28 protein-coding genes are annotated in these 24462 nt (G+C 37.0%); 11 read left to right on the forward strand and 17 right to left on the reverse strand.

Going from position 1 to position 24462, the window contains the following annotated elements; all coding sequences use genetic code 11:
* Nucleotides 1-147: 147 nt before the first annotated feature.
* Together NQ489_RS11240 and NQ489_RS11245 are read right to left on the reverse strand one after the other, a co-directional pair.
* Nucleotides 148-741: a YdcF family protein gene (locus tag NQ489_RS11240; RefSeq protein WP_021650371.1), complete on the reverse strand. Its 594-nt coding sequence runs from the start codon at nucleotides 739-741 to the stop codon at nucleotides 148-150.
* Nucleotides 742-885: 144 nt separating this feature from the next.
* On the reverse strand, nucleotides 886-1650 hold the full coding sequence (locus NQ489_RS11245) for an N-acetylmuramoyl-L-alanine amidase (RefSeq protein ID WP_044960663.1): 765 nt from the start codon (nucleotides 1648-1650) through the stop codon (nucleotides 886-888).
* Between the two features lie 226 nt (nucleotides 1651-1876).
* Here NQ489_RS11245 and NQ489_RS11250 point away from each other — a divergent pair, with 226 nt between their 5' ends.
* From NQ489_RS11250 to NQ489_RS11260, 3 genes are all read left to right on the forward strand, one after another.
* Nucleotides 1877-2854 carry an ABC transporter substrate-binding protein gene (locus tag NQ489_RS11250; protein ID WP_044960660.1) on the forward strand — a complete coding sequence of 326 codons (978 nt, stop codon included), beginning with the start codon at nucleotides 1877-1879 and terminating at the stop codon, nucleotides 2852-2854.
* Nucleotides 2855-2943: 89 nt separating this feature from the next.
* Nucleotides 2944-3858, forward strand: coding sequence for an ABC transporter permease (locus tag NQ489_RS11255; RefSeq protein WP_021650367.1), 915 nt, complete (start codon nucleotides 2944-2946; stop codon nucleotides 3856-3858).
* 2 nt (nucleotides 3859-3860) lie between these two features.
* The gene (locus tag NQ489_RS11260) at nucleotides 3861-4655 is read left to right on the forward strand and encodes an ABC transporter ATP-binding protein (protein ID WP_021977269.1); all 795 of its coding nucleotides are present in this window, start codon (nucleotides 3861-3863) and stop codon (nucleotides 4653-4655) included.
* 161 nt (nucleotides 4656-4816) lie between these two features.
* On the opposite strand, the gene NQ489_RS11265 is transcribed toward NQ489_RS11260, so the two are convergent.
* The 6 genes from NQ489_RS11265 to NQ489_RS11290 all read right to left on the reverse strand — a co-directional run bounded on the left by NQ489_RS11265 (nucleotide 4817) and on the right by NQ489_RS11290 (nucleotide 9403).
* Entirely contained in the window at nucleotides 4817-5749 is a 933-nt protein-coding gene (locus NQ489_RS11265) for a DUF5688 family protein (protein WP_021650366.1), read from the reverse strand.
* 306 nt (nucleotides 5750-6055) lie between these two features.
* Entirely contained in the window at nucleotides 6056-6526 is a 471-nt protein-coding gene (locus NQ489_RS11270; protein WP_044960656.1) for a low molecular weight protein-tyrosine-phosphatase, read from the reverse strand.
* Between the two features lie 215 nt (nucleotides 6527-6741).
* On the reverse strand, nucleotides 6742-7956 hold the full coding sequence (locus tag NQ489_RS11275; protein ID WP_044960653.1) for a site-specific integrase: 1215 nt from the start codon (nucleotides 7954-7956) through the stop codon (nucleotides 6742-6744).
* 104 nt (nucleotides 7957-8060) lie between these two features.
* Nucleotides 8061-8282, reverse strand: a complete 222-nt coding sequence (locus NQ489_RS11280; RefSeq protein ID WP_021650362.1) for an excisionase — start codon at nucleotides 8280-8282, stop codon at nucleotides 8061-8063.
* A 424-nt stretch (nucleotides 8283-8706) separates the two neighbouring features.
* The gene (locus NQ489_RS11285; RefSeq protein WP_015541278.1) at nucleotides 8707-8979 is read right to left on the reverse strand and encodes a helix-turn-helix domain-containing protein; all 273 of its coding nucleotides are present in this window, start codon (nucleotides 8977-8979) and stop codon (nucleotides 8707-8709) included.
* Nucleotides 8966-9403, reverse strand: coding sequence for an RNA polymerase sigma factor (locus NQ489_RS11290; RefSeq protein ID WP_005426505.1), 438 nt, complete (start codon nucleotides 9401-9403; stop codon nucleotides 8966-8968). The genes NQ489_RS11285 and NQ489_RS11290 overlap by 14 nt, the downstream gene beginning before the upstream one ends.
* Before the next feature lie 504 nt (nucleotides 9404-9907).
* On the opposite strand from NQ489_RS11290, the gene NQ489_RS11295 reads away from it, so the two are divergent.
* Complete coding sequence (locus NQ489_RS11295; RefSeq protein WP_044960650.1) at nucleotides 9908-10267, forward strand: helix-turn-helix domain-containing protein; 360 nt, start codon at nucleotides 9908-9910, stop codon at nucleotides 10265-10267.
* A 63-nt stretch (nucleotides 10268-10330) separates the two neighbouring features.
* Here the strand turns inward: NQ489_RS11295 and NQ489_RS11300 are convergent, their stop codons facing one another.
* Complete coding sequence (locus NQ489_RS11300) at nucleotides 10331-10666, reverse strand: hypothetical protein (protein ID WP_005426510.1); 336 nt, start codon at nucleotides 10664-10666, stop codon at nucleotides 10331-10333.
* A 171-nt stretch (nucleotides 10667-10837) separates the two neighbouring features.
* Here NQ489_RS11300 and NQ489_RS11305 point away from each other — a divergent pair, with 171 nt between their 5' ends.
* The 3 genes from NQ489_RS11305 to NQ489_RS11315 all read left to right on the forward strand — a co-directional run bounded on the left by NQ489_RS11305 (nucleotide 10838) and on the right by NQ489_RS11315 (nucleotide 11694).
* The gene (locus tag NQ489_RS11305; RefSeq protein ID WP_015541275.1) at nucleotides 10838-11101 is read left to right on the forward strand and encodes a helix-turn-helix domain-containing protein; all 264 of its coding nucleotides are present in this window, start codon (nucleotides 10838-10840) and stop codon (nucleotides 11099-11101) included.
* 94 nt (nucleotides 11102-11195) lie between these two features.
* On the forward strand, nucleotides 11196-11369 hold the full coding sequence (locus tag NQ489_RS11310; protein WP_021650358.1) for a hypothetical protein: 174 nt from the start codon (nucleotides 11196-11198) through the stop codon (nucleotides 11367-11369).
* A complete protein-coding gene (locus tag NQ489_RS11315) occupies nucleotides 11356-11694 on the forward strand; it encodes a type II toxin-antitoxin system RelE/ParE family toxin (protein WP_021650357.1) in 339 nt (112 codons plus the stop codon). The genes NQ489_RS11310 and NQ489_RS11315 overlap by 14 nt, the downstream gene beginning before the upstream one ends.
* A 53-nt stretch (nucleotides 11695-11747) precedes the next feature.
* Here NQ489_RS11315 and NQ489_RS11320 read toward each other — a convergent pair whose 3' ends face one another.
* Nucleotides 11748-12107 carry an MmcQ/YjbR family DNA-binding protein gene (locus NQ489_RS11320; RefSeq protein ID WP_008703804.1) on the reverse strand — a complete coding sequence of 120 codons (360 nt, stop codon included), beginning with the start codon at nucleotides 12105-12107 and terminating at the stop codon, nucleotides 11748-11750.
* A gap of 400 nt (nucleotides 12108-12507) precedes the next feature.
* Here NQ489_RS11320 and NQ489_RS11325 point away from each other — a divergent pair, with 400 nt between their 5' ends.
* Together NQ489_RS11325 and NQ489_RS11330 are read left to right on the forward strand one after the other, a co-directional pair.
* A complete protein-coding gene (locus tag NQ489_RS11325) occupies nucleotides 12508-12849 on the forward strand; it encodes a plasmid mobilization protein (RefSeq protein WP_005426517.1) in 342 nt (113 codons plus the stop codon).
* A complete protein-coding gene (locus NQ489_RS11330) occupies nucleotides 12798-14177 on the forward strand; it encodes a relaxase/mobilization nuclease domain-containing protein (protein WP_227945523.1) in 1380 nt (459 codons plus the stop codon). The genes NQ489_RS11325 and NQ489_RS11330 overlap by 52 nt, the downstream gene beginning before the upstream one ends.
* 23 nt (nucleotides 14178-14200) lie before the next feature.
* Here NQ489_RS11330 and NQ489_RS11335 read toward each other — a convergent pair whose 3' ends face one another.
* Entirely contained in the window at nucleotides 14201-14614 is a 414-nt protein-coding gene (locus NQ489_RS11335; protein ID WP_019162151.1) for a winged helix-turn-helix domain-containing protein, read from the reverse strand.
* Between the two features lie 119 nt (nucleotides 14615-14733).
* Between NQ489_RS11335 and NQ489_RS11340 the strand changes: the two genes are divergently transcribed.
* The gene (locus NQ489_RS11340; RefSeq protein ID WP_092073165.1) at nucleotides 14734-15108 is read left to right on the forward strand and encodes a BlaI/MecI/CopY family transcriptional regulator; all 375 of its coding nucleotides are present in this window, start codon (nucleotides 14734-14736) and stop codon (nucleotides 15106-15108) included.
* Nucleotides 15109-15118: 10 nt separating this feature from the next.
* The gene (locus tag NQ489_RS11345) at nucleotides 15119-16915 is read left to right on the forward strand and encodes a BlaR1 family beta-lactam sensor/signal transducer (protein WP_021650354.1); all 1797 of its coding nucleotides are present in this window, start codon (nucleotides 15119-15121) and stop codon (nucleotides 16913-16915) included.
* Between the two features lie 27 nt (nucleotides 16916-16942).
* Here the strand turns inward: NQ489_RS11345 and NQ489_RS11350 are convergent, their stop codons facing one another.
* From NQ489_RS11350 to NQ489_RS11375, 6 genes are all read right to left on the reverse strand, one after another.
* Nucleotides 16943-18190, reverse strand: coding sequence for a DUF6070 family protein (locus tag NQ489_RS11350; RefSeq protein WP_021650353.1), 1248 nt, complete (start codon nucleotides 18188-18190; stop codon nucleotides 16943-16945).
* Nucleotides 18177-19334 carry a DUF6070 family protein gene (locus NQ489_RS11355; protein ID WP_021650352.1) on the reverse strand — a complete coding sequence of 386 codons (1158 nt, stop codon included), beginning with the start codon at nucleotides 19332-19334 and terminating at the stop codon, nucleotides 18177-18179. Before NQ489_RS11355 ends, NQ489_RS11350 begins: the two co-directional genes overlap by 14 nt.
* Nucleotides 19335-19374: 40 nt before the next feature.
* A complete protein-coding gene (locus tag NQ489_RS11360) occupies nucleotides 19375-21477 on the reverse strand; it encodes a penicillin-binding transpeptidase domain-containing protein (protein WP_021650351.1) in 2103 nt (700 codons plus the stop codon).
* Between the two features lie 414 nt (nucleotides 21478-21891).
* Entirely contained in the window at nucleotides 21892-22278 is a 387-nt protein-coding gene (locus NQ489_RS11365) for a winged helix-turn-helix domain-containing protein (RefSeq protein ID WP_005426528.1), read from the reverse strand.
* Nucleotides 22279-22355: 77 nt separating this feature from the next.
* Complete coding sequence (locus NQ489_RS11370) at nucleotides 22356-23585, reverse strand: ABC transporter permease subunit (RefSeq protein WP_044926005.1); 1230 nt, start codon at nucleotides 23583-23585, stop codon at nucleotides 22356-22358.
* The gene (locus NQ489_RS11375; protein WP_005426530.1) at nucleotides 23572-24459 is read right to left on the reverse strand and encodes an ABC transporter ATP-binding protein; all 888 of its coding nucleotides are present in this window, start codon (nucleotides 24457-24459) and stop codon (nucleotides 23572-23574) included. The genes NQ489_RS11370 and NQ489_RS11375 overlap by 14 nt, the downstream gene beginning before the upstream one ends.
* Nucleotides 24460-24462: the final 3 nt, after the last annotated feature.

Genomic DNA, 24462 nt, shown 5'->3' on the forward strand with positions numbered 1-24462 from the left:
AGTTATATAAAATATCGAACGCATGTAACATGCGCTCGAACCAATATTTCTCCAAAAATTAATATCTTGTTAATCTTTCGTAACAGATATTTCTTTTTTTCGTCAAATGCATTATAACACAATTCTTTTTTTTACGACACCCCTAAATTAATTTTTTTTGAGCATCAATGAAAATTGTTTAATTATTCTAGTTATTTCCCCCATTACCTCATCAATTCCATCATTTGTCATAATCCACGTATTTTTATCTATAGAATCCACACAACACGAACTCACAAAGAATTCCGTATCCGGATAAAGCAACTTGTAATACATCAACGCACGTCTTGCATGACAGGTTTTACAGCAGAGGATCGCCTTTTTGATATCCAGGTATTCTCTGTCTGTTACCTGTCTGGAATAAATTGCGTTCTCATAAGTGTAGGTTGCCTGATCTTCTTTCAGAATCGCTTCTTCCGGTACACCATTCTGCATCAGAACATCTTTCAAAAAATCCCATTCCGTTTTGTATGTCCCACAATAACATTCTTTCTTGTCAAGAACTCCTGTAAATCTCCCTGCTGTGATACTGTATCTTCCACTGGGCAGGATCTTTGGTGCAAACCCATTCCTGTAAAGCTCCGCTGCTTTTTCCGCCATTTGAGGATATCCGTTTCCCGGAACAAAGATCACATCCGCTTTTTCCGGCTTATCTTCTATAAACATGAAATCTTCTATCTGTTTCAGAAACTCTTCGTACATTATTTTCTATGTCCTTTCTTTACCATCTGCAGCTAAATCCCGGATCAAAAGATATTTATCTGACAGGTATCCCTTATCCAGCTTTCTGTATTGCCTAATCATATCACTCTTTCGTGGCAGATGCACTAACAGATCATCTGTTTTCTATTTTGTAACGATCACTGTGCTATATCCACTGTCCCTCAGCCTTTGTTCCATATTGACCGCATTTCCAAGCTGCATATATGCTCCTACCTGAACTTTGTAAAGATCATTCTCTCTCAGGATAAACGCCGGAAATCCCTGATCTGTCAGCTGATACAACATCCTGTCTGCATTTTCCCGATTTCGAAATGCTCCTGTCTGTACCCGATAATACAATGGCTCTTCCACCGTTTCCTCATTCAATGTTCCCAGAATGGCATCTGCGATGCTTCTGGCAATCTCTTCGAATTTTTTTTCAAAAAGCTGATTATCCTTTTCCGAGTTTATAAATCCGGTCTCGATCAAAAGTGCCGGCATTTTTGTGCGCCGGAGCACTACCAGCCCCGGACGTTCTTTTACGCCCAGTTCCCGAAACCCCAGTTCTCCCAATGCTCCCAGGATATTCTGTGCCATCTGATATTTAATGCCTTTCTTATCATAGATCAGTACTTCAACTCCATTGTATTGTTCCGGCTTGGAACTGCTGTTGCGATGAAAAGAAATAAAAAAATCTGCTCCAGCTTCATTTGCAGCTTTCGCTTTTTCAAAAGGAGTCTGATAAATATCTGTAGTCCTGGTATAAACCACATCCACGCCATTCTCTTCCAGGATCTTTCCTACTGCAAGGGTCAGTTTCAGATTGTCATCCTTTTCCTTGCGATCTTTATAAACAGCACCCGGATCTTCTCCACCATGTCCGGCATCCAGAACGATTTTATATGCCATGTTCTTTCTCCTTGAGAATTTCATTCACAATATGATATGACTGTATGTTTTTTCCTGTGCCTGCATTTCATTTCATGCTTTATTTTGTTTTCCGGATCTGTTTATTCAACATATTTTCACGTTAATTCTTCTTGACTTTTAAGCGTTAAAGTGTTATATTAACACAATCAGTGTTGTATTTTTAAATAATCCAAAAATGCAGCAACATCGTGAGGAGGAAAACAATATGAAAAAGCGTATTTTAACAGCTGTACTCGCAGCAGCTCTTGTAACAGGAACCTGTGCTGCCACAGTAAGCGCCAAAGAAGAAAAGACTTACACAATAGGTATCTGCCAGCTGGTCCAGCATGACGCACTGGATGCCGCAACTAAGGGTTTTGAGGATGCCATCACTGAAAAGATGGGTGATTCCGTAAAATTTGACGAGCAAAATGCACAGGGTGATTCTAATACCTGTTCTACCATTATCAACAGCTTTGTTTCAGAAGGGGCAGACCTGATCCTTGCAAACGCAACCGCATCTCTTCAGGCTGCAGCTGCCGGAACTTCCGATATCCCGATCCTTGGAACAGCCGTTACCGAATATGGTGTCGCTCTTGGAATCGATGACTTTGACGGAACAGTAGGCGGGAACATTTCCGGTACTTCCGATCTTGCTCCTCTTGATGAGCAGGCCGATATGCTCCATGAGCTTTTCCCGGATGCAAAAAATGTCGGACTTCTCTACTGCTCAGCAGAGCCAAACTCCCAGTATCAGGTAGATACAGTAAAAGATGCTCTTGAGAAGCTTGGTTATACCTGTGAAGATTATGCATTCTCTGATTCCAACGATCTTTCATCCGTTGTTACCACAGCTGCCAATGACAGTGATGTGATCTATGCACCTACAGATAATACTGTAGCATCCAATACTGAGATCATCAACAACATCTGTCTTCCGGCAAAGGTTCCGGTAATCGCTGGTGAAGAAGGTATCTGCCAGGCATGTGGTGTTGCAACACTTTCCATCAGCTACTATGATCTTGGATACAAAACCGGCGAAATGGCAGTCAGCATCCTTCAGGATGGTAAAGATATCTCCAAAATGCCGATTGAATATGCACCAAAATTCACAAAAGAATACAACAAAGACATCTGTGACGAGCTTGGTATTAAAATTCCGGATGGATATGAAGCAATCGAAACAGATAAAACAGCTGAATAATCGGTAAAAAACCTATTATACACTGATACAGCGAGAAGGGAGTTCCCCTTCTCGCTGTTCGTGCATAAAAAAGAGGAGGATAATTTAACATGCAGATTATGAGTTTAATAACCGCACTTCCAGGAGCTGCCGCACAGGGGCTTATCTGGGGAATCATGGCGATCGGTGTGTACATTACATTCCGCATTCTTGATATTGCGGATCTTACCGTTGACGGAACTTTATGTACAGGCGGCGCTGTTTGTATCATGATGATGCTCAGCGGACACAATGTATGGGTGTCCATGCTGGTTGCAACAGGAGCCGGACTTCTGGCCGGTCTTGCCACCGGTATTTTTCATACCTTTATGGGCATCCCGGCTATCCTTGCCGGAATCCTGACACAGCTTTCCCTTTACTCTGTCAACCTGAAGATCATGGGAAAAGCAAACCAGGCGATCAATGTTGATAAATTTAATCTTCTGGTATCCCTTCGACGTGTCAAGGGTGTTGCTCTAACACAGAATACGCTTTTTATCGTAGCAATTATGATCATCATTCTGATTGCAGTCCTTTACTGGTTCTTCGGAACTGAACTCGGATGTTCCCTGCGTGCGACCGGATGTAATCCAAGCATGTCCCGTGCACAGGGTATCAACACAGACCGCAATAAGGTTCTGGGACTGATGCTTTCCAACGGACTTGTTGCTCTTTCCGGCGCTCTTCTCACACAGTACCAGGGATTTGCAGATATCAACATGGGACGTGGTTCTATCGTTATCGGTCTTGCTGCAGTAATTATCGGTGAAGCGATCTTCAGCCGTATTTTCCGCAACTTTGCACTGAAGCTGTTAAGCGTTGTATTTGGTTCTATTCTTTATTATCTGGTACTTCAGATTGTTATCTGGATGGGAATTGATACAGACCTTCTGAAAATGCTTTCCGCACTCGTCGTTGCATTTTTCCTTGCTTTCCCATACTGGAAGGGCAAATACTTTACAAAAGCCAAACAGGGAGGTAAATGATCATGCTGAAACTGATCGATATACATAAAACATTTAATCCGGGCACCATCAATGAAAAGGTTGCTTTAAACGGCGTGGATCTTCATCTGAACGAAGGTGATTTTGTTACAGTCATCGGAGGAAACGGCGCCGGAAAATCTACTATGCTGAATGCAGTTGCAGGTGCCTGGCCTGTAGATTCCGGAAAGATCATTATCGGTGGAACCGATGTCACAAAACTTTCCGAATATAAAAGAGCCGCGTATCTTGGCCGTGTATTCCAGGATCCTATGACCGGAACTGCTGCAACTATGGGAATTGAAGAAAATCTCGCTCTTGCCAAACGCCGCGGAAAATCCCGCCTTCTCCGTCCGGGCATTACCCGCCAGGAACGGGAAGAATACCACGAACTCCTGAAGATTCTCGGTCTTGGTCTTGAGGACCGGCTCACTTCCAAAGTCGGACTCCTCTCCGGTGGCCAGCGTCAGGCATTGACACTTCTGATGGCAACTTTAAAAAAGCCTCAGCTTCTTCTTCTGGATGAGCACACTGCTGCTCTTGATCCGAAGACTGCAGCCAAGGTTCTCGAGATCACAGACATGATCGTAAACCGCGATCATCTGACAACCATGATGATCACCCATAACATGCGTGATGCAATCACTCACGGCAATCGTCTGATCATGATGTGGGAGGGAAAGATCATTCTGGATATCCAGGGCGAAGAAAAGAAAAAGCTTACAGTCAAAGATCTCCTGGACAAATTCGAAGAAGCCAGCGGTGAAGAATTTTCCAACGATTCCGCACTTCTCAGCTAAACCACAAAAAAGAACTTTTATAATAGTTAGACAAACAGCATAACACATGGAAAGAACCTGGCCGGAATTTCATTCTTTATGATGGATTCCGGCCTTAATTTCTGTTCTAATGCCAAATAACGATAAACTCAAAGCACTTCCATATGTCACCTCTCTTTATCTCATTTCAATTCCACAGAGAATTCACCACTCCTTCTGCTGTATCGATAAATGGAAGATGTCAGATAATCCTCTTCCGGAGTTGCTTTCTCGAGCGTATCACTTAGAACTTCTTTCAAATCTTCCGGATAAACCACATCCGCATTATGGACCATTACTTCATGAACACTGGTAAAAACCAGATACAGGTCTGAACCCAGAAGTTCAGAAAGACGTCTGGCTACCCCGGGCAAAAAGATTGCTGCCGCTCCATTAGTACGCTTTTCTGTACTCAGGCAATTCCCGGCAATCCCTTTATTTGGATGGTATGTTCCAAGGATATCCATGAAATTATCTCCTTCATATGTCTTATCAAACAGCATTTTTTCCCAATGATAGATTCTTGGTGGACTGATAAAATATGTATTTATTAGAGCAGCTTCGAAAACAGTATCCGCATCTTTTCCCCATTTCTCCACAAAGCTTTTCTTGATCTTTGCACTCAGAACATATCCCTCTTTTTCTCCTGCAAGATAATAAACCACTAAAGCAATATCTCCGATTTCGTGATGAACCAACTCCTTCAGTATAGTCCTGTTTTTATCTGCATTCAGAAGTCGAATAAAAAGTCTGCTTTTTACCTTCTCATAATCTTTCAGATCGTCCAAATCACATAGCACACAATTTTCACTGACTTTTTTTATCTCCCTAACACAATCATGAACGATATTTTCAAAAGAATGTTCCTGACAGTACCTTTTATAAAGTTCTTCTGTATGCAACCCGCAGACTGTTTTTGCCTTTTCCATATGACCACTCTCTACAAATAGCCTATCTCCCAAACAGCCATATTTCTCTCCATCGTTTGAAAAATAAATTTCTTCTTCCTTCAGATCCATAGCCGCAAGAAGAAGCTTTCTCAGGTCCGTGACAAAAGTTTCATAACTTTTTTCCATATTTAATTTCCTTTCTGCGAAACAAAGCGGACGAATGTCCTGACAAAATCCTGTGCGCTCTCACAACGACGCACAAAATGATTCTGATCTGATAACATGATTAGATATTTCTGTGGAAAGAACTTCCACTGTAGAATTGCAGAGAGCAGATTTCTCTGCTGAATTTGAGTTGCTTGCTGTATGGACAAGTATAATAGAAGTTTTCAGATTTGTAAAGAAGTTTTCATCGACAGAAAAAGCAGCTTCCGCTGCCTTTTGCTGTCATACCTTTTGTATTGTTTCAGATTTGTGTCTCATTCCGAAATATCAGTAATGGATTTCTCCATGTTTCTCCAGATAATCCAGAAATCCCTCACAACCTTCCTGTATATCTTCATAAGTTTCGTCAAAATTTCCTGTATACCAAGGATCCGCAATATCCCGTCCTGATCCGGCAAAAGTCAGAAACTTATAAAGCTTCTCTTCCGGGTCATTCTTCAGCATCCTGTTAAGATTACGCATATTAGCAGAATCCATACCAATAATATAATCGGATTTTTCATAATCTGCCCACGTAATCTGCTTCGCTCTGTGCGGAACCAGTGGTATTCCCACTTCTCTCAGCTTGTTCACTGTTCCTCTGTGAGGTGGATTCCCAATCTCCTCTGTACTTGTTGCAAAACTATCGATCAAAAACTGATCTGAAAGGCCGAGCGTTTTTACCTTGTGCGTAAAAACACTCTCGGCCATGGTTGATCTGCAGATATTGCCGTGGCAGACAAATAACACTCTTATCATTGCTTAAAACTCCTTGAAATGCTGTATTTACGCTGTTTGCAGGCATTTTCCGATAATCTTCAATCCTGTCATTTTCCTGTATATCACAGCATAAATTCGTATATTTTCTTATCCAAATTTAGTAACTTCTTAGTAATAATCAGCCTGGAAAACAGGCTTTCTAAGAACCTTATAATCAGATTATTTTTAATTCTTTTTTCTATTATTTTATCATACTATGCCAGTTTTGCAATCCTATTCATCTCTTCTTTTGCATCAATTAATCCCAGATGCGTATATACGTTTAACGTAACCCCTATATCAGAATGTCCCATTAAATATTGGAGTGCCTTCGGATTCATTCCAGCTTTCGCCATATTGGAACAATATGTATGCCTACATACATGAGGCGTAATCTTTGGCATTTGTTCCTCATGAGTACGATTATACTTTCCTAACGCCCACTGAAAATGTTTTTCCCAATGGAGTGCTACCTCAGGCATATCTTTTTTATCCAGGAATAAAAATCGACTATATCCATCTATAATCGGCTCAACCCTTACTTTTTTACGGTTTTTCACAATCTGTTCAAAACATTCATAAACTTCATCTGTCATCGGCAACATTCGTGTTCCACTTGAAGTTTTGGTATCTTCAATGACGTACTGCATTCCTCTGGTTCTCTGAAGCTGATGATTCACATTGATTTTTCTCTCCTGAAGATCAATATCTTTCACTGTCAATCCACAAAACTCAGAAATACGAAGCCCAGTCTTAAACAAAATAAACATTCCATTATAGTATTTTGAGTAATGGTCATCATTTCGGATAAACTCCAGAAATAACTCTTCCTGTTCTTTTGTAATTGCCTGTCTTGTAACACTGTCATTTACGACAACTGTACATAATTGAAATTCAAAAGGATTCTTGCGCAGTAAATCATCTTCAACTGCCATCTGAAATGCAGGTCTTACAATTCCACGCACACTGTGAATGGAACTGTATCCTCTTCCATCTGCTTGCAGTTTAATAAACCATGCTTTTGCATCCGACAATTTTATTTTATCTATTCTTCTGGTTCCGAATTCTTCTTTTTTTATTATATTGATCACAAAATCATAGTTCGCCTGAGTGTTATGACGAACCCCCTTTTTTTGTCCAATGTATTTTTGAACCAAATCTAAAACTGTTAAATTTCCTCCGTAAGGTACTATACCATCATGTAAATCTCTTTGGATATTTTTTTCTTTTTCCCTTAGAGCTAAGCATGGTCTGCATCCAGTTGGCAGAGAATCTGTTGGCTCTAATTTCCAACTATACAAAAACTTCTGCTTTCCATAACAATCTGTATATACAAACGCATATCTTCCATCTTTTCTCTGACTTTCTCCGTTTCGTAAAATTCGACCTTTTTTATCCCGTCGTTTTTGGTCACGTTTTGTTTTACCCAAACGTCTTCGCCCCTTTCCACGAAGAAGCCCTAGCACGATATAGGTATTATATCATACCAGGGCTAGCATTTCCACTTTAAAGTGCTAAATTGTTCGTATATTTTTTACAAAGACGTAGTCTGATCCAGAAAGGCCTCAAATTTCTTACGGTTAATCAATGACTTACACCCCACCTGGACTGTAAAGCAACATTCTGAATTTAGATGTTCCGAAATAAGCATCCTTATTTTCTTTTCACCTATTCCAAAATATTGCACTGCTTCATCCACCGTAAGCATATATTTTTCCCAAATTGGAATCTTACCTTTTTCAATTTTAATCGCCACTCTTCTCTCCTCCTTTTCTCTTTGGACAAAACATTTTTATCTGCCCATGACAATTTACAATTTTATACACTGTCATCGGCAGATAAAATTACAATACAGGTGGCAGTTCAGTACTCTGCCCACATCGGTTTTGCACCGTCATTAAATATGACCAGATTTTTTTCTGGAAGTATCATTATCACAGATATGCTTCGTCGCCCTGTGCAGCTGCTACACATTTTGTCAAATTCTTCTCGCTCCATACCTTTACTTCAATGTTATATTTCAGCATTTCCTCGTATTTACTCCATTAACAGAGCAGATATATCATGGCGGATTTACCTAGTGGCTCTACATATCTTCACGTCCTGTATGTAAAACAATATACAATTTTCAAGGTACAAAATTCCTGAAGGGGAAAAGGAATCTATATTAAATACTCCCTTTACTGATTACTTTTCCTTACATATGATTTCGTATCAAATCCCAAGGTCTTAGTAATCAGTTTTGCTTCCAGGCGTTGACGCAGAGTTTCATCTACACAGTAATGCACCTGTCCAAATTCGTCAAACATTTTTCTGGTAGCCAAAACTGTTATGTACCCTTCATAATGCTTCAACACTGCCTGGATTGCCTCAGTATCACCAGTTGATGCTGCCTCAATAACATGGAATGGCAGCAAATCAAATGCGCATTTCTGTTTTTTACTTTTTTTCATTTGCAGATTCCTCCATATTTTTTCTCATCAGTTCCAGTGATCGTCTACGATGCTCATTAATTGTGCTGCGTACAAGATTCATTTCTCTGGCAATGTCTGCATCACTCATATCCATAAAATATGATAATAAAACAACATTCCTTTTCTTTTCAGTAAGTGTCTGCAATGCTTCAGCAATCAATGCATCTTTGACTTCTATGTCGTAACCCAGAACCTGAAAACGATGTGTTTCCATTTCATGCTCATCCATTATAAAAAGTCTGCTCAACTCCTTTTCTGATAATTCTGACAACATCACTTCATACTTCTGGCGATATGCCATATGCTTTTCATAATTAATAACTTCACTTTTCAATGCCAGCTTGCACAGAGAATCAAACTGATGTCTGACTGTCTGCTCATCTTGAAAAGAGGATTGCTCCATAAGAGTTCACCTCCTTCCCCGCCGGTAGGCAATAAGCAAAGTTCTTGCTTCCCCTTCACACATATCCCAAACGGATGAGTGCATTTGTCGGGGTGTGGGAAGAAATTTTTAAAAAATTTCTTAATAAATACGAGAAAATTGTTTTTCCTGTATTTTGAGGTATATAAAAAACGTCCTAATGGGTAGTTTTTAGCCCATCGGACGCTATTTATATCAAAAGATAATATTTTGCCATCATTTCTTGTGGTATATAATTCACTTTTTGAGGTAAAGAAATTTATTTGCTTTTTTGAACTATTTATCTATTTCATCCGTCACGTAATGACGGATGTGATACCAGACAATAAAATTCTTAATCTTTCCAATACCTCCGGATCTGTTTTACGGAAATTCAGAATTTTATATGTCTTTTAAAAAGTGAAATATCACCCTCTTTTTTAGTGAAATATTAGTTCATTTTCTTTCAAGAAAGGGAACTATACACTAAACATGGAGGTGTATCATATGCCAAAACAAACAGATAAAGAACTGGGATTGTTTTTTAAGAACGCCCGACACGAGCAAAAATTGACTTATGAAGAATTAGCTGAAAAAGCAGAAATGTCCAGCCGATATTTAAAGGAAATTGAAAATGGGAGCCGAGTTCCCAGTTTTCATAAAATCAGAAAACTGGTACGCGCTTTAAATGTTCCTCCTGAACCATTGTTTTATCCAAACAATCATACAGATAATCTTGATTATCAACGCCTGCTCATGTACCTGTCAAAATGCAACGATGAGCAAATTACCGCTATCCTTGCCATCGTAGAAGCATACCTGCGCACATACAAAATTCCTACAGACCACGATAAACAAGATCCCTGAAATTCATTTGAATTCTATCTGAATTATTCTGAAGAAGCGGTATGGTTTCCCATACCGCCACTCTTAACGTGCATATTTTTCTATCATTCTCTTAACATTCGTGGATTTCTTTATTGCCCCTATATTAATAAGAAACTCAACTACATCCATCATTCCCTGGTAATAAGCCCGCTGCTCCTCTTCATAATGGAAATGTTCTAACTGATCCAGATATTTATTCCAGAAATTCTGCTCACGCTCTGGGATTTTTTCCAGATGTAGTGGCAGCTTCTTTTGTATTTGTTTCAAATTCTTCTCTGCTTCTTTCCATTCTTCCGGCTGTACTGTATATTCTCTTTCTCCGGAGTCACAGCGCAATTCCTCAAATAAATTCGATACTGCTTCATAAAATTCATTCATCTTCTTTCCACCTCTCATTAGAATTATTTCTCATTACAGGCAGCATTATCATTTTCTTATTTCAAAAATCAAATAAACTTTCCAAAAACTTCATCTTTAGAAGTATAGTAACAATATTTTTCCCTAAAATCAATAATAATACTTCATCTTTAGAAACTTTTGAGGATCAGAATGATTATTTATTGGGATAAAAAAACGAACAGTAAAAACAGAATAGGACAACGGGTAAAAGAATTACGAAAGGCTCATAATCTTACTCAGAAAACACTCGCTGCCAAATTACAACTTGCAGGATATGATTTTAATGATCTGGCAATCCTGCGAATTGAACAAGGCACACGTTTCGTTCCCGACTACGAAGTTGTCGCACTGGCCGAAGTATTTAATGTTTCCTGCGAATATCTTCTTGGTCTGACGGACGCTCCTGCAAAATAATTCAATTGTATTGCTGCCCATTCTATGCTAAACTATGGATAGATACTTCTGAACAACATACACTATTTATAAACCGTATGATTGGAGTGATTTCATGGAATTAACAAAAAAAATCCCTACAACCGATAAAAACCAGGAAAACAATCATCTTCTCCGCATGTTAGACCGGGGAATTGATGATATGGAAGCTGGTCGTGAATTGCCACTGGAAGATGCTTTTCGCAAAATCACAGAATTAAGGGATGCACGAAGAAATGCAAGAATATAAAATTATTTTAACCTGGGAAGCAATTTACGACGTCACAGACATTGCAGATTATATTGAAGAAGAATTCGGCCAGCAACGTGCTGACCGTTTTCAATCTGATCTGAAAGAACAAATGCAGAATTTAGGCCAGTTCAGTACTGCCTTTCCCCGAACTCAAATTCTGTACAGAGGATATTCCATACATAAAAGATCTTTTCCGCCATCTATTATTTTTTATATTATAATGGAAGAAACAAAAGAAATTCATATTCTCCGAGTGTTGCGCCATGAACGAGATTGGGAAAATATCCTGTTGCAAAGACCAACTTATACATATCCAGAATGAATACCTGGGAGCCGATCAGAGATTTTTCTGAAAGGCTTCCTTTTAAATTTTAATTACTTCCCACTGTCAATTAAATCATAACTCATATCCAGAAAATCTAGCGTCTTAGCTTCACTGACAGATTCATCCAAAAGAATCGTAATCCAGTGTCGCTTATTCATATGATACCCCGGTAAAAATCCATACGTTTGAATTAACATCCCAACCAGATCAGGGTCACATTTTACATCTAGGATATTAATTTTTCCATCTTCTTCTAATCCCAGTGTTTTCTTTTCCACTGCCATAATTATAGCATACCATTTTCCATTTTTATGTCGAAGCACCGCAGAATCAGGATCTTTTTTCCATAAATATTCCGGTTCCGTTCCATATTGCTCTTTCACATATTGAAAAATTTCCTCACGTTTCAAATTTATCCCTCACTTACGATTTCTTGCTCTGATTATACGCTATCAGGATTATATTCTCAACCACTTCTCACAGTTCCATTTATGTTTTATAGCTTTTGCATAGCCTGCTTTGCAGGCTACACCCCAAAAGAAGCAAGCACTGCCAGTGTCATGACAACTGGCTCATTTTGTCAAATTCCCTTTCCGGTTCATTCTACCAAAATATATCAGGGAGTATCCCTGGCCCTCTCATATTTTATAATTTCTTAATTTGACGCTTTCACCCAGTCCTGTTAAAATAACTTACAGATACATCTGTCCAAACCAACAAAAAACCAAGTACCATAACTGTCATAGCCGAACTGGTTAGACAGTTTTTTTGTACTCTTTTTTATAGAAAAAAACGAATTGGAGGATTTCAATGAGCAAACGTACCAGAATTCATCCCGTACAATTTTATTTGAATGATGACGAACAATACATTTTAGAAGAAAAATATCGTCTTTCCAGGATGAAAAGCAAATCTGCCTTTCTACGGAAAATGATCTTATATGGATTTGTATATGAAGTAGACTACTCTCATATCCGAAAAATGAATACCCTGTTGGGCAATATCAGCAGCAATTTGAATCAGATCACCCATCGTATAAACAGTACCAATACAGTTTACCCAAAGGACCTGGACGATATAAAGGAGTTAATGGAAAAAATATGGCAGTTACAAAAATCCATGGTATCAAAACAACCGTTAATAAAGCAATAGAATACATCTGCAATCCAGATAAAACTGACCAGAATCTATATATTTCTTCCTTTGCCTGCTCTCCCGAAACAGCCGTTCTTGACTTTAAATACACTTTGGATCATACACATGACTGCAGAGATCCGCACAATACAAATAAGGCATTTCATCTGATTCAGGCATTTTCCCCTGGTGAAGTTTCATATGAAGAAGCCCATCAAATTGGCAAAGAACTTGCGGATCGCTTACTGGAGGGAAAATACTCCTATGTTCTGACAACACACACTGATAAAGGTCATGTACATAACCATTTGATTTTCTGTTCTGCAGATAATATCACTTTTTCTCATTATCATGACTGTAAAAAGAATTACTGGAAAATACGAAATCTCAGCGACACTTTATGCCAGGAACATAACCTGTCCACAATTATGCCAGATGGTAAAAAGGGAATGAAATACAATGAATGGGCTGCAAATAAATCTGAATCCAGTAAAAAAGCGCAGCTGCGAAAAGATATCAACCAGACAATCCGAATCGTTTCCACTTATTCAGAATTTCTTACATTTATGAAAGCTAAAGGATATGAAATAAAAAACGCAGAATTTGGCGAAAACAGCAGAAAATACATTACCTTTCGTTCTCCCGATATGTCCCGTCCAGTGCGTGGAAGTGCTAAATCTTTAGGAAAAAACTTTACTAAGGAACGTATCAAAGAACGCATTAATAATAAGCTTCACAGAACTACTGTTCCTTCTGTTCGTAATAAGTTAATAGACACCAACACTCCCAATATAGCAGGAAACATTGGACTTCAGAAATGGGCAAATAAGGAAAATTTAAAAATTGTCTCTGCTGAATATAACAAGATGTTCACACATAATCTACATAATTTTTCAGAACTTGAAGACCGCATAGCCTTGTTACATATGCAGCAAAAAGAGGTAAATACCTCTGTTGTTTCTCTCGAGTCTCAGATACGCCATCTTCGAGAAATGCTAAAATATGCCGAACAATATCAGAAAAATAAAATTTACGACGACCATTATAAAAGCTCCAAAGATCCAGATCGTTATTTCCGTAAATATGAATCTCAAATTATTCTTTTCGCGGGTGCTGAACATATTTTACAGGAAAATGGTATAAACCTGAAACATCTTAATTCCAATAAGTTGCAAGAGCAAATTGCAGATCTTATTTCCAGAAAAGAATCTCTAAATACTCAATACGTTTCTTTTAAGCAAGAAATAAAAGAGTTGGAATTGATACATCAAAACCTGTCCAAATATCTCAAACAGGATGCTCCTGAAATACAAAGATCTTCTCATAACCAACTCCCTTCTTTGTAAAACCATAATAATAGGCAGCGATTTCACTCGCTGCCTAAATTCCCGTTAAACCGATATCCTACACCTCGTACTGTTTGTATATATAATGGTTGTCCAGGATCATCTTCTATTTTTTCTCTGATATTGCAGATATGTCGCATAACCACATTATAATCACCGGAATAAGGTTCATTCCATACCAGATCATAAACCATTTCTTTTCCAAATATTCTACCTGGACTTTTCGCTAAAAAAAGTAAAATATCATATTCATATTTTGAAAGATGAACATCACTATCATTCTTTTTAACAATTCGTTCCTGTAGATATATTTTTAATTCTCCAAACCTTATAATTTCCGGTATGAATTGGTTTTTATGTTCCCAGCTAGTCAATATGTTTTCACTTATGCTTCCATTAGCATCTGTGATTCTCTCAATAATTTCTATCTTTTTCACCTTTATTGCCTCTACATTATTAATTTTATATTCTATATATCATCTGCCATTTGACTTTTTTTCTTCTACAAGTAATATAATATATTTATTACATATGTAGGATTTAGCAGGAGGATTTTATTATGTCACTACCCCAAATTTCAGAAGCCGAATTTGAAGTTATGAAAATTGTATGGAAATATGCTCCCATCAATACAAATGAAATTACAGAAAAACTTACTCTAACTACCAGCTGGAGTCCAAAAACAATTCAAACTCTTATCAAGAGACTTGTTTCCAAAAAAGCTCTTTCCTACGAAAAACAAAGCCGGGTATTTGTCTATACTCCATTAGTCCAAGAAGATGAATATATACGCCAGGAAAGCAATTCTTTTTTAAAGCGATATTATAATGGAAATCTTTCTTCTATGCTGGCTTCTTACCTTGAAGACGATAAGCTCTCTTCAACAGAAATTGATAACTTACGCCATTTATTATCAAAACATCAGAAATAGGAGGTTTTGAATGAGCAACTGGATTATCCACTTTTTAATCAGTAATATCTTCATATGTATTTTTACACTTGTAATAATCGGAACAAAAAAACTTCTGAAAAAATATTTATCTGCGGCTACACAGTACCATCTCTGTTTTCTTTTATTTTTACTACTTGCCGTGCCATTTTTTCCTGTACAGATTCATGGCTCACAACTTTTTTCATGGTTACATTTTTTTCAAACTGACTCAGGACTTAACTCTGGTACCGACACGCTATCCGAACTTACCAGTAATACACAAAATATTTTGTTAAACCAGGTGAATGATTTTTCAGTTTCCATTAGTAGTCAATTTTCTGGAGGCTTGAATACCATACTCTTTCTAATATGGATAACGGGTGTTATGATTATGTCAGTCCTCACCCTTCATTCATTAAACTATGTACGTTCCATAAAAAGATCTGCTCTCCCGCTTCAAAATCAGCAGGTAAAAACTATTTATTACAATTGTTTAAAGGAACTTAAAATCTCTCACCCAGTATCAGTCTACAGTACTGCATTTTTAAAATCACCAGTTTTAATCGGAATAATACATCCCAGAATTTACATTCCCATCCATTTAATTTCCGAACTGAATCCTGATGATATGCGCTTTATGCTGCTACACGAATTACAGCATTACCGTCACAAAGATACATTTATTGGCTTCCTCATGGTCATAAGTAATATACTCTACTGGTTTAACCCTTTTGTTTGGTACACTTTAAAAGAAATTCTCTGTGACCGTGAAATAGCCTGTGATTCTGCTGTATTGCAGATGATTTCTGCTGATGAATACCAAGCTTATGGAACTACACTGATTAATTTTGCAGAAAAAATATCCTCTTTTTCCTCTCCACTGGCAGTTGGAATGTCCGGAAATTTCAGGCAGATGAAACGACGTATTCTCAACATCGCCGTTTTTAGGAAAGAAACTCTTTATCAAAAAATGAGAGCATTGATAATTTATCTGGTCATTAGTGCTGTTTTTATTGGATGTACACCCATTTTATCCATTGATGCCTCTACTCAAAGCGTATATCATTTTAGTGATACAGACAAAAATATCTCCCTGTTAGATATATCCGAAACATTTGGAACATATGATGGATCATTTGTTTTGTATGACAATAATTTGGATTCCTGGAAAATATACGATCTTGAAGAAGCCACCAAACGTATTCCGCCAGAGTCTACCTACAAAATATACGATGCATTATTAGGGTTGGAATCCGGAATCATCACACCAGAACACTCTTCCATGACATGGAATGGTGATGCCTTTCCTTTTCCATCCTGGGAAGCTGATCAGGATTTAAACTCTGCTATGCAAAATTCCGTTAACTGGTATTTCCAGGCAATTGATTCGCAGCTCGGAATTAACAGAGTCCAGGAATTTTTGAATAAAATAGAATATGGAAACCAGACAACCAGTTCAAATCTGGATTTATACTGGTCCGATTTTTCATTAAAAATCTCGCCTTTAGAGCAAGTAACATTATTGAAAAAATTTAACACAAATGAATTCCATCTAAATTCCCAAAATGTATTTTCTGTTAAAAATGCTATAAAAATTGCCAGTACACCTAATGGTAATTTCTACGGAAAAACTGGAACCGGTCGTGTCAACGGACAGGATATCAACGGCTGGTTTATCGGATATGTAGAAACTTCCGATAACAGCTATTATTTTGCAACCAATATCCAAAGTGATTCTAATGCAACTGGCAAAAAAGCATTTGAAATCACTTCTGATATCTTAAAAAAATTACATATATGGAATTAACAAATATGAAAGGGCTGATAGTTGTTATCAGTTCTTTCTTTTTATTCTATATTGATATTTGGGAACTTCTTTCGTACCATTATTCAGAATTTTATTCCCCATATATTTAAAACTCTTATCATCGTTGAACTTAACAGTCAGCTCACTTGTAATAACGGCATCATTACATATAAATGTATCACATACAGCATCAACAACCAGCACATTGTTTCCCTCTCCGCTATCTCTTATTTCAACGACCTCCGGTAAAGATGTTCCAAAATAAGTAGGGCTATAATTTAAACAACCTAATCGTTCCCAGTCATAAGTTTGATGTTCCGAATCAAATGCTGCCCATTTTTTAATTTGCTCCGCTGTTATCGGCAAAAACTCCATTATCAGATTTTCAAACTCTTCTGCCGGAATTCCACTTGAGTTACCTGAAAACTCATATCTCTCCCCGTATTTCATTCGATATAAATATTCATATAAACCATTATAATCTAACCCTTCCATATCAGATCTATCCCAATCAGAACATAAAAGATTATTCCCCTGATATCCAAGCAAATACACACACCTCTTTGAAACTTCCCTGCATTCATCACTTAAAGGTTTAATTCTTATCATAGAACTGCCATCAACCGCTTCTGATACTTCCGGATATTTTGGAACACATAGCGTATAACCAAACCAGCCTTTTTCTGTATATTTCCATTCTTCTATCCTTGTATACGAAACATATACAATAGATGGATTGTCGTTCATACCCCAAACAACTTTCGCAGCCAACAAATACATATCTGTCCCATCATAATTGAATTTGAGTCTTTCTATCCCACCATCCCTGTTAATCCTATATAAGACGATATCTCCTGGCAGATCCTGTTCTGCCCTGAAAAGAAATTCTTCCATTTTAGAATAATTAGCCATATTTGAATACGGCGCTGATGTAATAACAGGGACATTTTTTTCCTTTAATACTTCCTGCATTTTTTCCATTACTGTCTCAGAAACTACTACATTCGATGAAGTTCCTTTATCCGCCTTTTGATAAATGGCTTTCATCTGATTCATAACATTCTTACAATCTTCAATAGCTTCTTCTTTCACGACTTCATCTACTGGCAAATCATATCCTCTTTCTTGTACAGCATAATTCGCAGTTTCCTGTGAAATATATTCTAAATCAGCCCCTTTACATTTTGTATTTCCTATGAAAAAGCATCCCAAAATAAATAAAACACTCACCATCTTTTTCAGTTTTCTTTTTGTACTCATATCAATTATCTCCATAACATTCCTCCCACTTTTCGTCTGATAATCTTTCCGTATACCAGGTAACCTCTATTTCTGACCTTGATACATAATTGGATACATATTGAAATCTATCTTTATCTAACAGCCGAATGGTTACGCTATGACAAAACGCCTGATCTAATTCTTTTTGTGGCCATACCGCATTTACTTCCAGTGTTATTGTTCCATCTTGATTTTCTATGTAGGAAACAACTTCCGGATATGGAATATATGGTGTGGGAGCAAAATCATATACGATTCCTCTGGTTCGATACCGATATGTCTGTGTTTCCGTGTGAAATACCGTTCCTGTCTGCAGTATCTCTGCGCTTATATTAAAATATTTTTGAAATATCGCTTCAAATGATTCTTTTGGGATTTCATAAGTCTTTCCTTCCTTAAATTCATCAGTTTTTTCTTCCATTGAAAGTAAACGGTCAAAAACATCATAAAAATTTATTCCATCATAATTTTTTTCACTCCAATTAGAAGTAAACAATTTATTAAGTGTATATCCAAAAGGAAGTATATATTTTCGATTCAGCTCCCTGCATTTTTTATTTAACGGCACTACCCGAAAGGCCCGATATCCAGACGGTCCATCATATCCAGCCGGATGATATTCTTCCATAAAGAAATACCCGTTTTCTGTATATTTCCATGAATTAACTCTAAACTCATGATAATATGTTTCCTGCCAAGTGTCCTCTTTCCATTTAAAAGAGCTTACTTCAACGTCTATTTTCCCCTGTTTGGTTTTCAGATCATACCGGATAAAATGATCCCCTGCTATAACTTGAAATATAGTAGTTTTTCCATTCTTCTCTTTTTCTGCTTTTTTCAAAAAATCATCTACTTTAATACTTTGAACCATATCCAGCTGATTGTAGGAATCAATTACTGCATATCCATATTTTCCAAAATAATCCATACTTTTTTGTATTGTACTCAGCTCATATAGTGCATTTTCTTTCACAGCATTCTCATATATGCTCTGATAGCCTTCTGCTAGCATTTCACACTCTCTGTAAATTTTTTCTTTCGTATCTTCAATTGTCTTTTTCTGCTCTTTCTTTATGCCACATCCACTACAGACAGCAAGAAAAATAACTCCCACAAATATTTTCCAAATTTTTTTCATATCATTTTCCTCTTACATTTGTAATATTTAAAGGTAAAAATTATTCATTACCAAGATATTCATCCAGTATCGCCTTATCCTTTTCCACCACATAACCGCTTCCTCCAATATCTTTCACATTCTCTACCATACTGATGAGCAAAATAGGATTCTTTGTATCTCTATCTGTAGTAAAAACTGTAAACCAGCCAATTTCTGTTCCAGATGTATCTTCTTTTGTAGCTTTCAGTTCCGCTGTTCCGGTTTTTCCTGCTAATCTAATGTCTTCCCGGCATGCTCCATAACCAGTTCCTTCCGGGTTATTCACTACACCCTCTAACCCCTCCATAACCTCCGAAACAATTTGTGGTGAAAAAGCATCTTTTATCCAGATTTCACTGGAAGTGCTTCCACCATCCGCGTGAAGATATGGCTTTATCATATTTCCATCATTTAGAAAAGCCGTATAAATGCTTGCAAGATGCAAAGGATTTACCAGAATCTGTCCCTGTCCATACCCACTGTCAGCAAGCTGGATTTCTGTTTCTATCTTGTCCATATTAGAATATTGGGACTCTGACATTTTAATATCAAATGGAAGTTCCTGATTAAATCCTATTTGATTTAGAGACTGCATCAGTTGATCCGCACCAATTTTTAATGCTGCTTTTGCAAAATAAATATTATCTGAATAAATAAGCGCATTTTTCAAGATCACAGGTTCATAATCATGAAGTGTAGTCACTGTATAATCTCCCCACGAGGAATCTTTCTGCCACGCCAGACCCTCATTTCCAAAATCGTCATTTGCAGTAAATGCCCCCACTTTTAATCCAATTGCAGCAATTACAGGTTTAAAAGTTGAGCCAGGACACCATGTCTGGCGAAAGCGGTTGTATAAAGGCCTGTCTTCATTTTCATTTAATGCACTCCACTGGCTGTTGTCCATTCCACGTACAAAATCATTATTATCATAAGATGGCGTACTTACCAACGCCAATACTTCCCCTGTATAAGGATTCAAAGCTACAGAACATCCTCTGTCTTCTTTAAATTGTTCATAAAGAGTACTTTGAAGATCACCATCAATCGTAGTATGGATATCTTCTCCATCTTTTCTAGGCTCATATGCAATAACACTTTTTTTATTTCCATTTGCATCTACAATACAGATTTCACACCCATCTGTTCCTTTTAGTTCTTTTTCATAAAGCGTTTCCAGTCCAGTCTTTCCAATCACACTGTTTGTACGATACCCTTCCCCTTTATGTTCCTGCAAATCTTCGGCTGTAACCGCCTGTACATACCCTACCAGATGAGAGGTAGCTTCTTTTAGATAATAAGTTCGTACTTTTACATCAGATAACATAATACCTGGAATCTTCAATAATGTGTCCTGCTTTTCTTTTTCTTCCAGAACAGTTTTATCCGGATTCACTGTCAGAAGATCGACCTCTTGTATTTTAGGAATTGTTGCTACTGGTACAAAAGAATCTGCTTTTACCCAACCGGCTTCTAACTTATCCTCAATTTCGTCTGCTCCAATTCCAAGATACTCTGCCAGTTTTTTTATTGTATCTTCTCTGTTCTCCATCCTGCCCGGAACAATTCCTACCGAAGATGCAGTTCCCTCTCCAGCCAACTGACGACCATTTCTGTCTAAAATATCTCCTCTCTTTGCCTCTTCTGACGTTACCTGAACTTTATCCGTTGCAGATAACTCTGGAAAAATCAACTGATCCTGCCAGATTAAATGATATCCTGTCCAATCATGTGAAAATACCGCATCGTTGGTAAATTCTACATTTCCTGCAGCAGTCTGCATATTTGTTGTATAGGAAACTGCCGCATTTCCGTTTTCTTGTCTTTTTACTGTAATATCGGTTATGGACAGATCAGACATCTCAATGCCTTCATATATTTTAGAATTTCGTTCTATAAATTCTTCCTTACTGTTCATGCTGCTTTTTTTCTGATCCAGCATGGCATACATTTGCTCATATTCCCCTTTTTCAATATATTTCATATATTCCATTAGTCTTTTTTCAGGAACATTACAATTCATTATTGTTACAATACCGATTCCACCACCAATCAATATACCGCTAAATAAAACTATTTTTGTAATAATCTTCGTGTGTTTTTTTCTTTTCTTTTTTCTCATATAGTTTTATTTCTCCTTTTTTCATATTTTCTTAAATATTACACTTGTAATATTTAAACGTCAAGCTTTTTCTTAGGTTTATATATGTAAACAAGAGGAAAGATTTGGATAAAAAAAGAAAGGGCATCTCAAAGCCTTCTTTGATAAAGAACTTTACGACACCCTGAGGTAATGGTTTCTCCGGATGTTTCCCAAGCATCTTAATACTAATAAGTTACAGGAGCAACTTTCAAATCTTATTTCCAACAAGAAGTCAATAAATACTCAATACGTTTCCTTTAAGCAAGAAACAAAAGAGTTGGAATTGATACATCAAAACCTGTCCAAATATCTCAAACAGGATGCTCCTAAAATACAAAGATCTTCTCATAACAAACTTCCTTCTTTGTAAAACCATAATAATAGGCAGCGATTTCACTCGCTGCCTAAATTTCCGTTAAACCGATATCCTACACCGCGCACCGTTTGTATATATACCGGATGTCCAGGATCATCTTCTATCTTTTCTCTAATGTTGCAGATATGTCGCATAACAACATTGTAATCACCCGAATAGGGTTCATTCCAGATTATATCATATATTTGTTCTTTACTAAACACTCTTCCAGGACTTCGCATTAATAAATGCAAAATTTCAAACTCTGTAAAAGACAAATCTATTTTTTTCTGCTTTCGGAATAATTCTCTTGTGGCTAATAAAATAACAATATCTCCATAATGTATTTTCAATGGATTTATATTTTTTTCATCACAATATATATTTCGTCCGGTTTTCAAAGCAGCAAGAACAGACTCTATCATTTCTTCTTCACTATCTTTAAACGATAATAATAATATTTTTCCTATGTTTTCACTCCCTCTAACAGATGTTTCTTCATCTAATTATAAACTTCTTTTCTGCGATATATAAAATAAATAACTGGAACAATCAATAATAGCAGAATGGAGTACGATATTATTAAAATAGGAACTGCGCAAAACACTTTTCCTCCGATTTCATACAAGTTAAAAAATTTAACTACCTGATTCATTTGAAGCATTTGATCTGGAAGAAGTCCCAAAATTTTATTTAATAATGGTAGACTTGTTCCTGATAAAAATGATGGAAGAAAAATCAAAATAAAAGGCACGATTACCGCTATTACTGATGAGTTTGTCTTCGCAGAAACCAACATAGTTAGAGATTGCATAAATAAACATCCCAGATATCCACCAAGAACTATCAAAATATATTCCTGAGCATTCGTGATATTATAAATACTCTTCCACCCACTCATACTAGACTGTATGGGACAATTTGCTCCGTCTACACCAAGAATTCCCAAAACAAGCATAGTGTATAACAACATAACCGCCCAGTAAATAGCCGTTATTATGATTGCTCCTGCTTTCACTTTTGCCCATACAGCCTTATTTCTGCCATAATAAGAAGAATAAAAAACTGCATTCGCTTTCAGCTGAAATTCACCTGAAAAAATACCTGCACAAAGGAAACCTAATACCAATGTCAAAATCATAATTATTGAGGGTGAATATTGAAATAAGTTTTTCCATCCCGCTTGATAATCATAATATAAAGGGGTTTTCATTTTTTCATACGCTCTTATTAAATAACTTTTTTCCTTTTCAGAAAACTGATCCTTTCCATCAGTTTCTAACCAATTTTTCAAATTTTTGATACGATTAGAATAAAAATCTACTGCTTCATCAGGAGAAAGAGAATCTGCCAGATAATAATTATAATCGTTAAACTCTCCATAATCACAATTTAGTAAATCCCTTATATCCATGAAACCCTGTCTTTGACTATATGCTATATCATTCTGTCTAAAATCATTCGACTTAGCTTCCGGTGTCTGTGAAATCCTGACATTTTCTTCAATAATTTTTCTAAGCACATCCTCTGTCAGTTCTCCTGACCATTCTTTTTTCAACTCACGAACCTTTAACATAGCCGATATTCCACTTTCCGCATCACCATTACGATTCACATATTTATTATCCCCGATGATAAAAGACAAGACTACTGAAATTACAATAAAAATAAATATCAGCGCAACCTTACTTCCTTTTTTTGAAAAAACTTTTTTTATTTCATAATACGTCATAATCATCACCTGTTTTCTCTCCGAAATAATATAAGAATATGTCCTCCAAAGTCATCGTTTCCTCTTTCGCATTATAGTGTGGAGATTTTTCAGACAAAATGCGTAATTCTATTCCATCCGAAAGTGTTTTCATATTTGAGACTTTAAACTGTTTTTGCCACATTTCAACTTCATTATTTGCAACTACACAACTCCATACTTTTACTGGTACTGACTGAATAATCTCTTCTTGTGTTCCTGAATGGCTAATCTTTCCATCTTTCATCAATAACACCTGGTTGGCAATGTATTCAATATCCGACACAATATGTGTTGATAATAGCACGAGACGATCCTGTGACAATTCACTGATCAGATTTCGAAAACGTATCCTTTCATTCGGATCCAGACCTGCAGTAGGCTCATCGAGGATCAAAATCTTTGGGTTATTTAGCATAGCTTGGGCAATCCCTGCACGGCGTTTCATTCCTCCAGACAATTTTTTCATTTTTCTATTCTGCATTTTAGCCAACCCAACCTGCCGCAGAAGTTCTGTTACACGCTTTCGTGCAATACTTATTCGCATTCCTTTAATTGACGCAATATACATTAAATAATCATGAACCGAAAACTCCGGATAAAATCCAAATTCTTGAGGTAAATAACCAAGAATTCTCCTATATTCGCCATCCAATGCAAAAATATCTTTTCCATCACATAATATGCTTCCCGAAGTAGGTTTAATAAGTGTGCAGAGCATTCTCATCAGCGTTGTTTTTCCAGCACCGTTGACACCAAGAAGCCCATAAACTCCATTACTCATCGTCAGCGTGATATCATCAACTGCTTTAAATCCCTGAAATTCTTTTGTTAATTTTTTCAATTCTAATTCCATAAT

Source organism: Blautia sp. KLE_1732_HM_1032 (assembly GCF_025147905.1).
GTDB lineage: Bacteria > Bacillota > Clostridia > Lachnospirales > Lachnospiraceae > Blautia_A > Blautia_A fusiformis.

Coding starts and splice junctions, on each gene's coding strand:
- NQ489_RS11240 (WP_021650371.1), bottom strand. CDS start 741: ATGTACGAAGAGTTTCTGAAACAGATAGAAGATTTCATGTTTATAGAA.
- NQ489_RS11245 (WP_044960663.1), bottom strand. CDS start 1,650: ATGGCATATAAAATCGTTCTGGATGCCGGACATGGTGGAGAAGATCCG.
- NQ489_RS11250 (WP_044960660.1), top strand. CDS start 1,877: ATGAAAAAGCGTATTTTAACAGCTGTACTCGCAGCAGCTCTTGTAACA.
- NQ489_RS11255 (WP_021650367.1), top strand. CDS start 2,944: ATGCAGATTATGAGTTTAATAACCGCACTTCCAGGAGCTGCCGCACAG.
- NQ489_RS11260 (WP_021977269.1), top strand. CDS start 3,861: ATGCTGAAACTGATCGATATACATAAAACATTTAATCCGGGCACCATC.
- NQ489_RS11265 (WP_021650366.1), bottom strand. CDS start 5,749: ATGGAAAAAAGTTATGAAACTTTTGTCACGGACCTGAGAAAGCTTCTT.
- NQ489_RS11270 (WP_044960656.1), bottom strand. CDS start 6,526: ATGATAAGAGTGTTATTTGTCTGCCACGGCAATATCTGCAGATCAACC.
- NQ489_RS11285 (WP_015541278.1), bottom strand. CDS start 8,979: ATGAAAAAAAGTAAAAAACAGAAATGCGCATTTGATTTGCTGCCATTC.
- NQ489_RS11290 (WP_005426505.1), bottom strand. CDS start 9,403: ATGGAGCAATCCTCTTTTCAAGATGAGCAGACAGTCAGACATCAGTTT.
- NQ489_RS11295 (WP_044960650.1), top strand. CDS start 9,908: ATGCCAAAACAAACAGATAAAGAACTGGGATTGTTTTTTAAGAACGCC.
- NQ489_RS11300 (WP_005426510.1), bottom strand. CDS start 10,666: ATGAATGAATTTTATGAAGCAGTATCGAATTTATTTGAGGAATTGCGC.
- NQ489_RS11305 (WP_015541275.1), top strand. CDS start 10,838: ATGATTATTTATTGGGATAAAAAAACGAACAGTAAAAACAGAATAGGA.
- NQ489_RS11310 (WP_021650358.1), top strand. CDS start 11,196: ATGGAATTAACAAAAAAAATCCCTACAACCGATAAAAACCAGGAAAAC.
- NQ489_RS11315 (WP_021650357.1), top strand. CDS start 11,356: ATGCAAGAATATAAAATTATTTTAACCTGGGAAGCAATTTACGACGTC.
- NQ489_RS11325 (WP_005426517.1), top strand. CDS start 12,508: ATGAGCAAACGTACCAGAATTCATCCCGTACAATTTTATTTGAATGAT.
- NQ489_RS11330 (WP_227945523.1), top strand. CDS start 12,798: ATGGCAGTTACAAAAATCCATGGTATCAAAACAACCGTTAATAAAGCA.
- NQ489_RS11345 (WP_021650354.1), top strand. CDS start 15,119: ATGAGCAACTGGATTATCCACTTTTTAATCAGTAATATCTTCATATGT.
- NQ489_RS11350 (WP_021650353.1), bottom strand. CDS start 18,190: ATGGAGATAATTGATATGAGTACAAAAAGAAAACTGAAAAAGATGGTG.
- NQ489_RS11355 (WP_021650352.1), bottom strand. CDS start 19,334: ATGAAAAAAATTTGGAAAATATTTGTGGGAGTTATTTTTCTTGCTGTC.
- NQ489_RS11360 (WP_021650351.1), bottom strand. CDS start 21,477: ATGAGAAAAAAGAAAAGAAAAAAACACACGAAGATTATTACAAAAATA.
- NQ489_RS11365 (WP_005426528.1), bottom strand. CDS start 22,278: ATGATAGAGTCTGTTCTTGCTGCTTTGAAAACCGGACGAAATATATAT.
- NQ489_RS11370 (WP_044926005.1), bottom strand. CDS start 23,585: ATGACGTATTATGAAATAAAAAAAGTTTTTTCAAAAAAAGGAAGTAAG.
- NQ489_RS11375 (WP_005426530.1), bottom strand. CDS start 24,459: ATGGAATTAGAATTGAAAAAATTAACAAAAGAATTTCAGGGATTTAAA.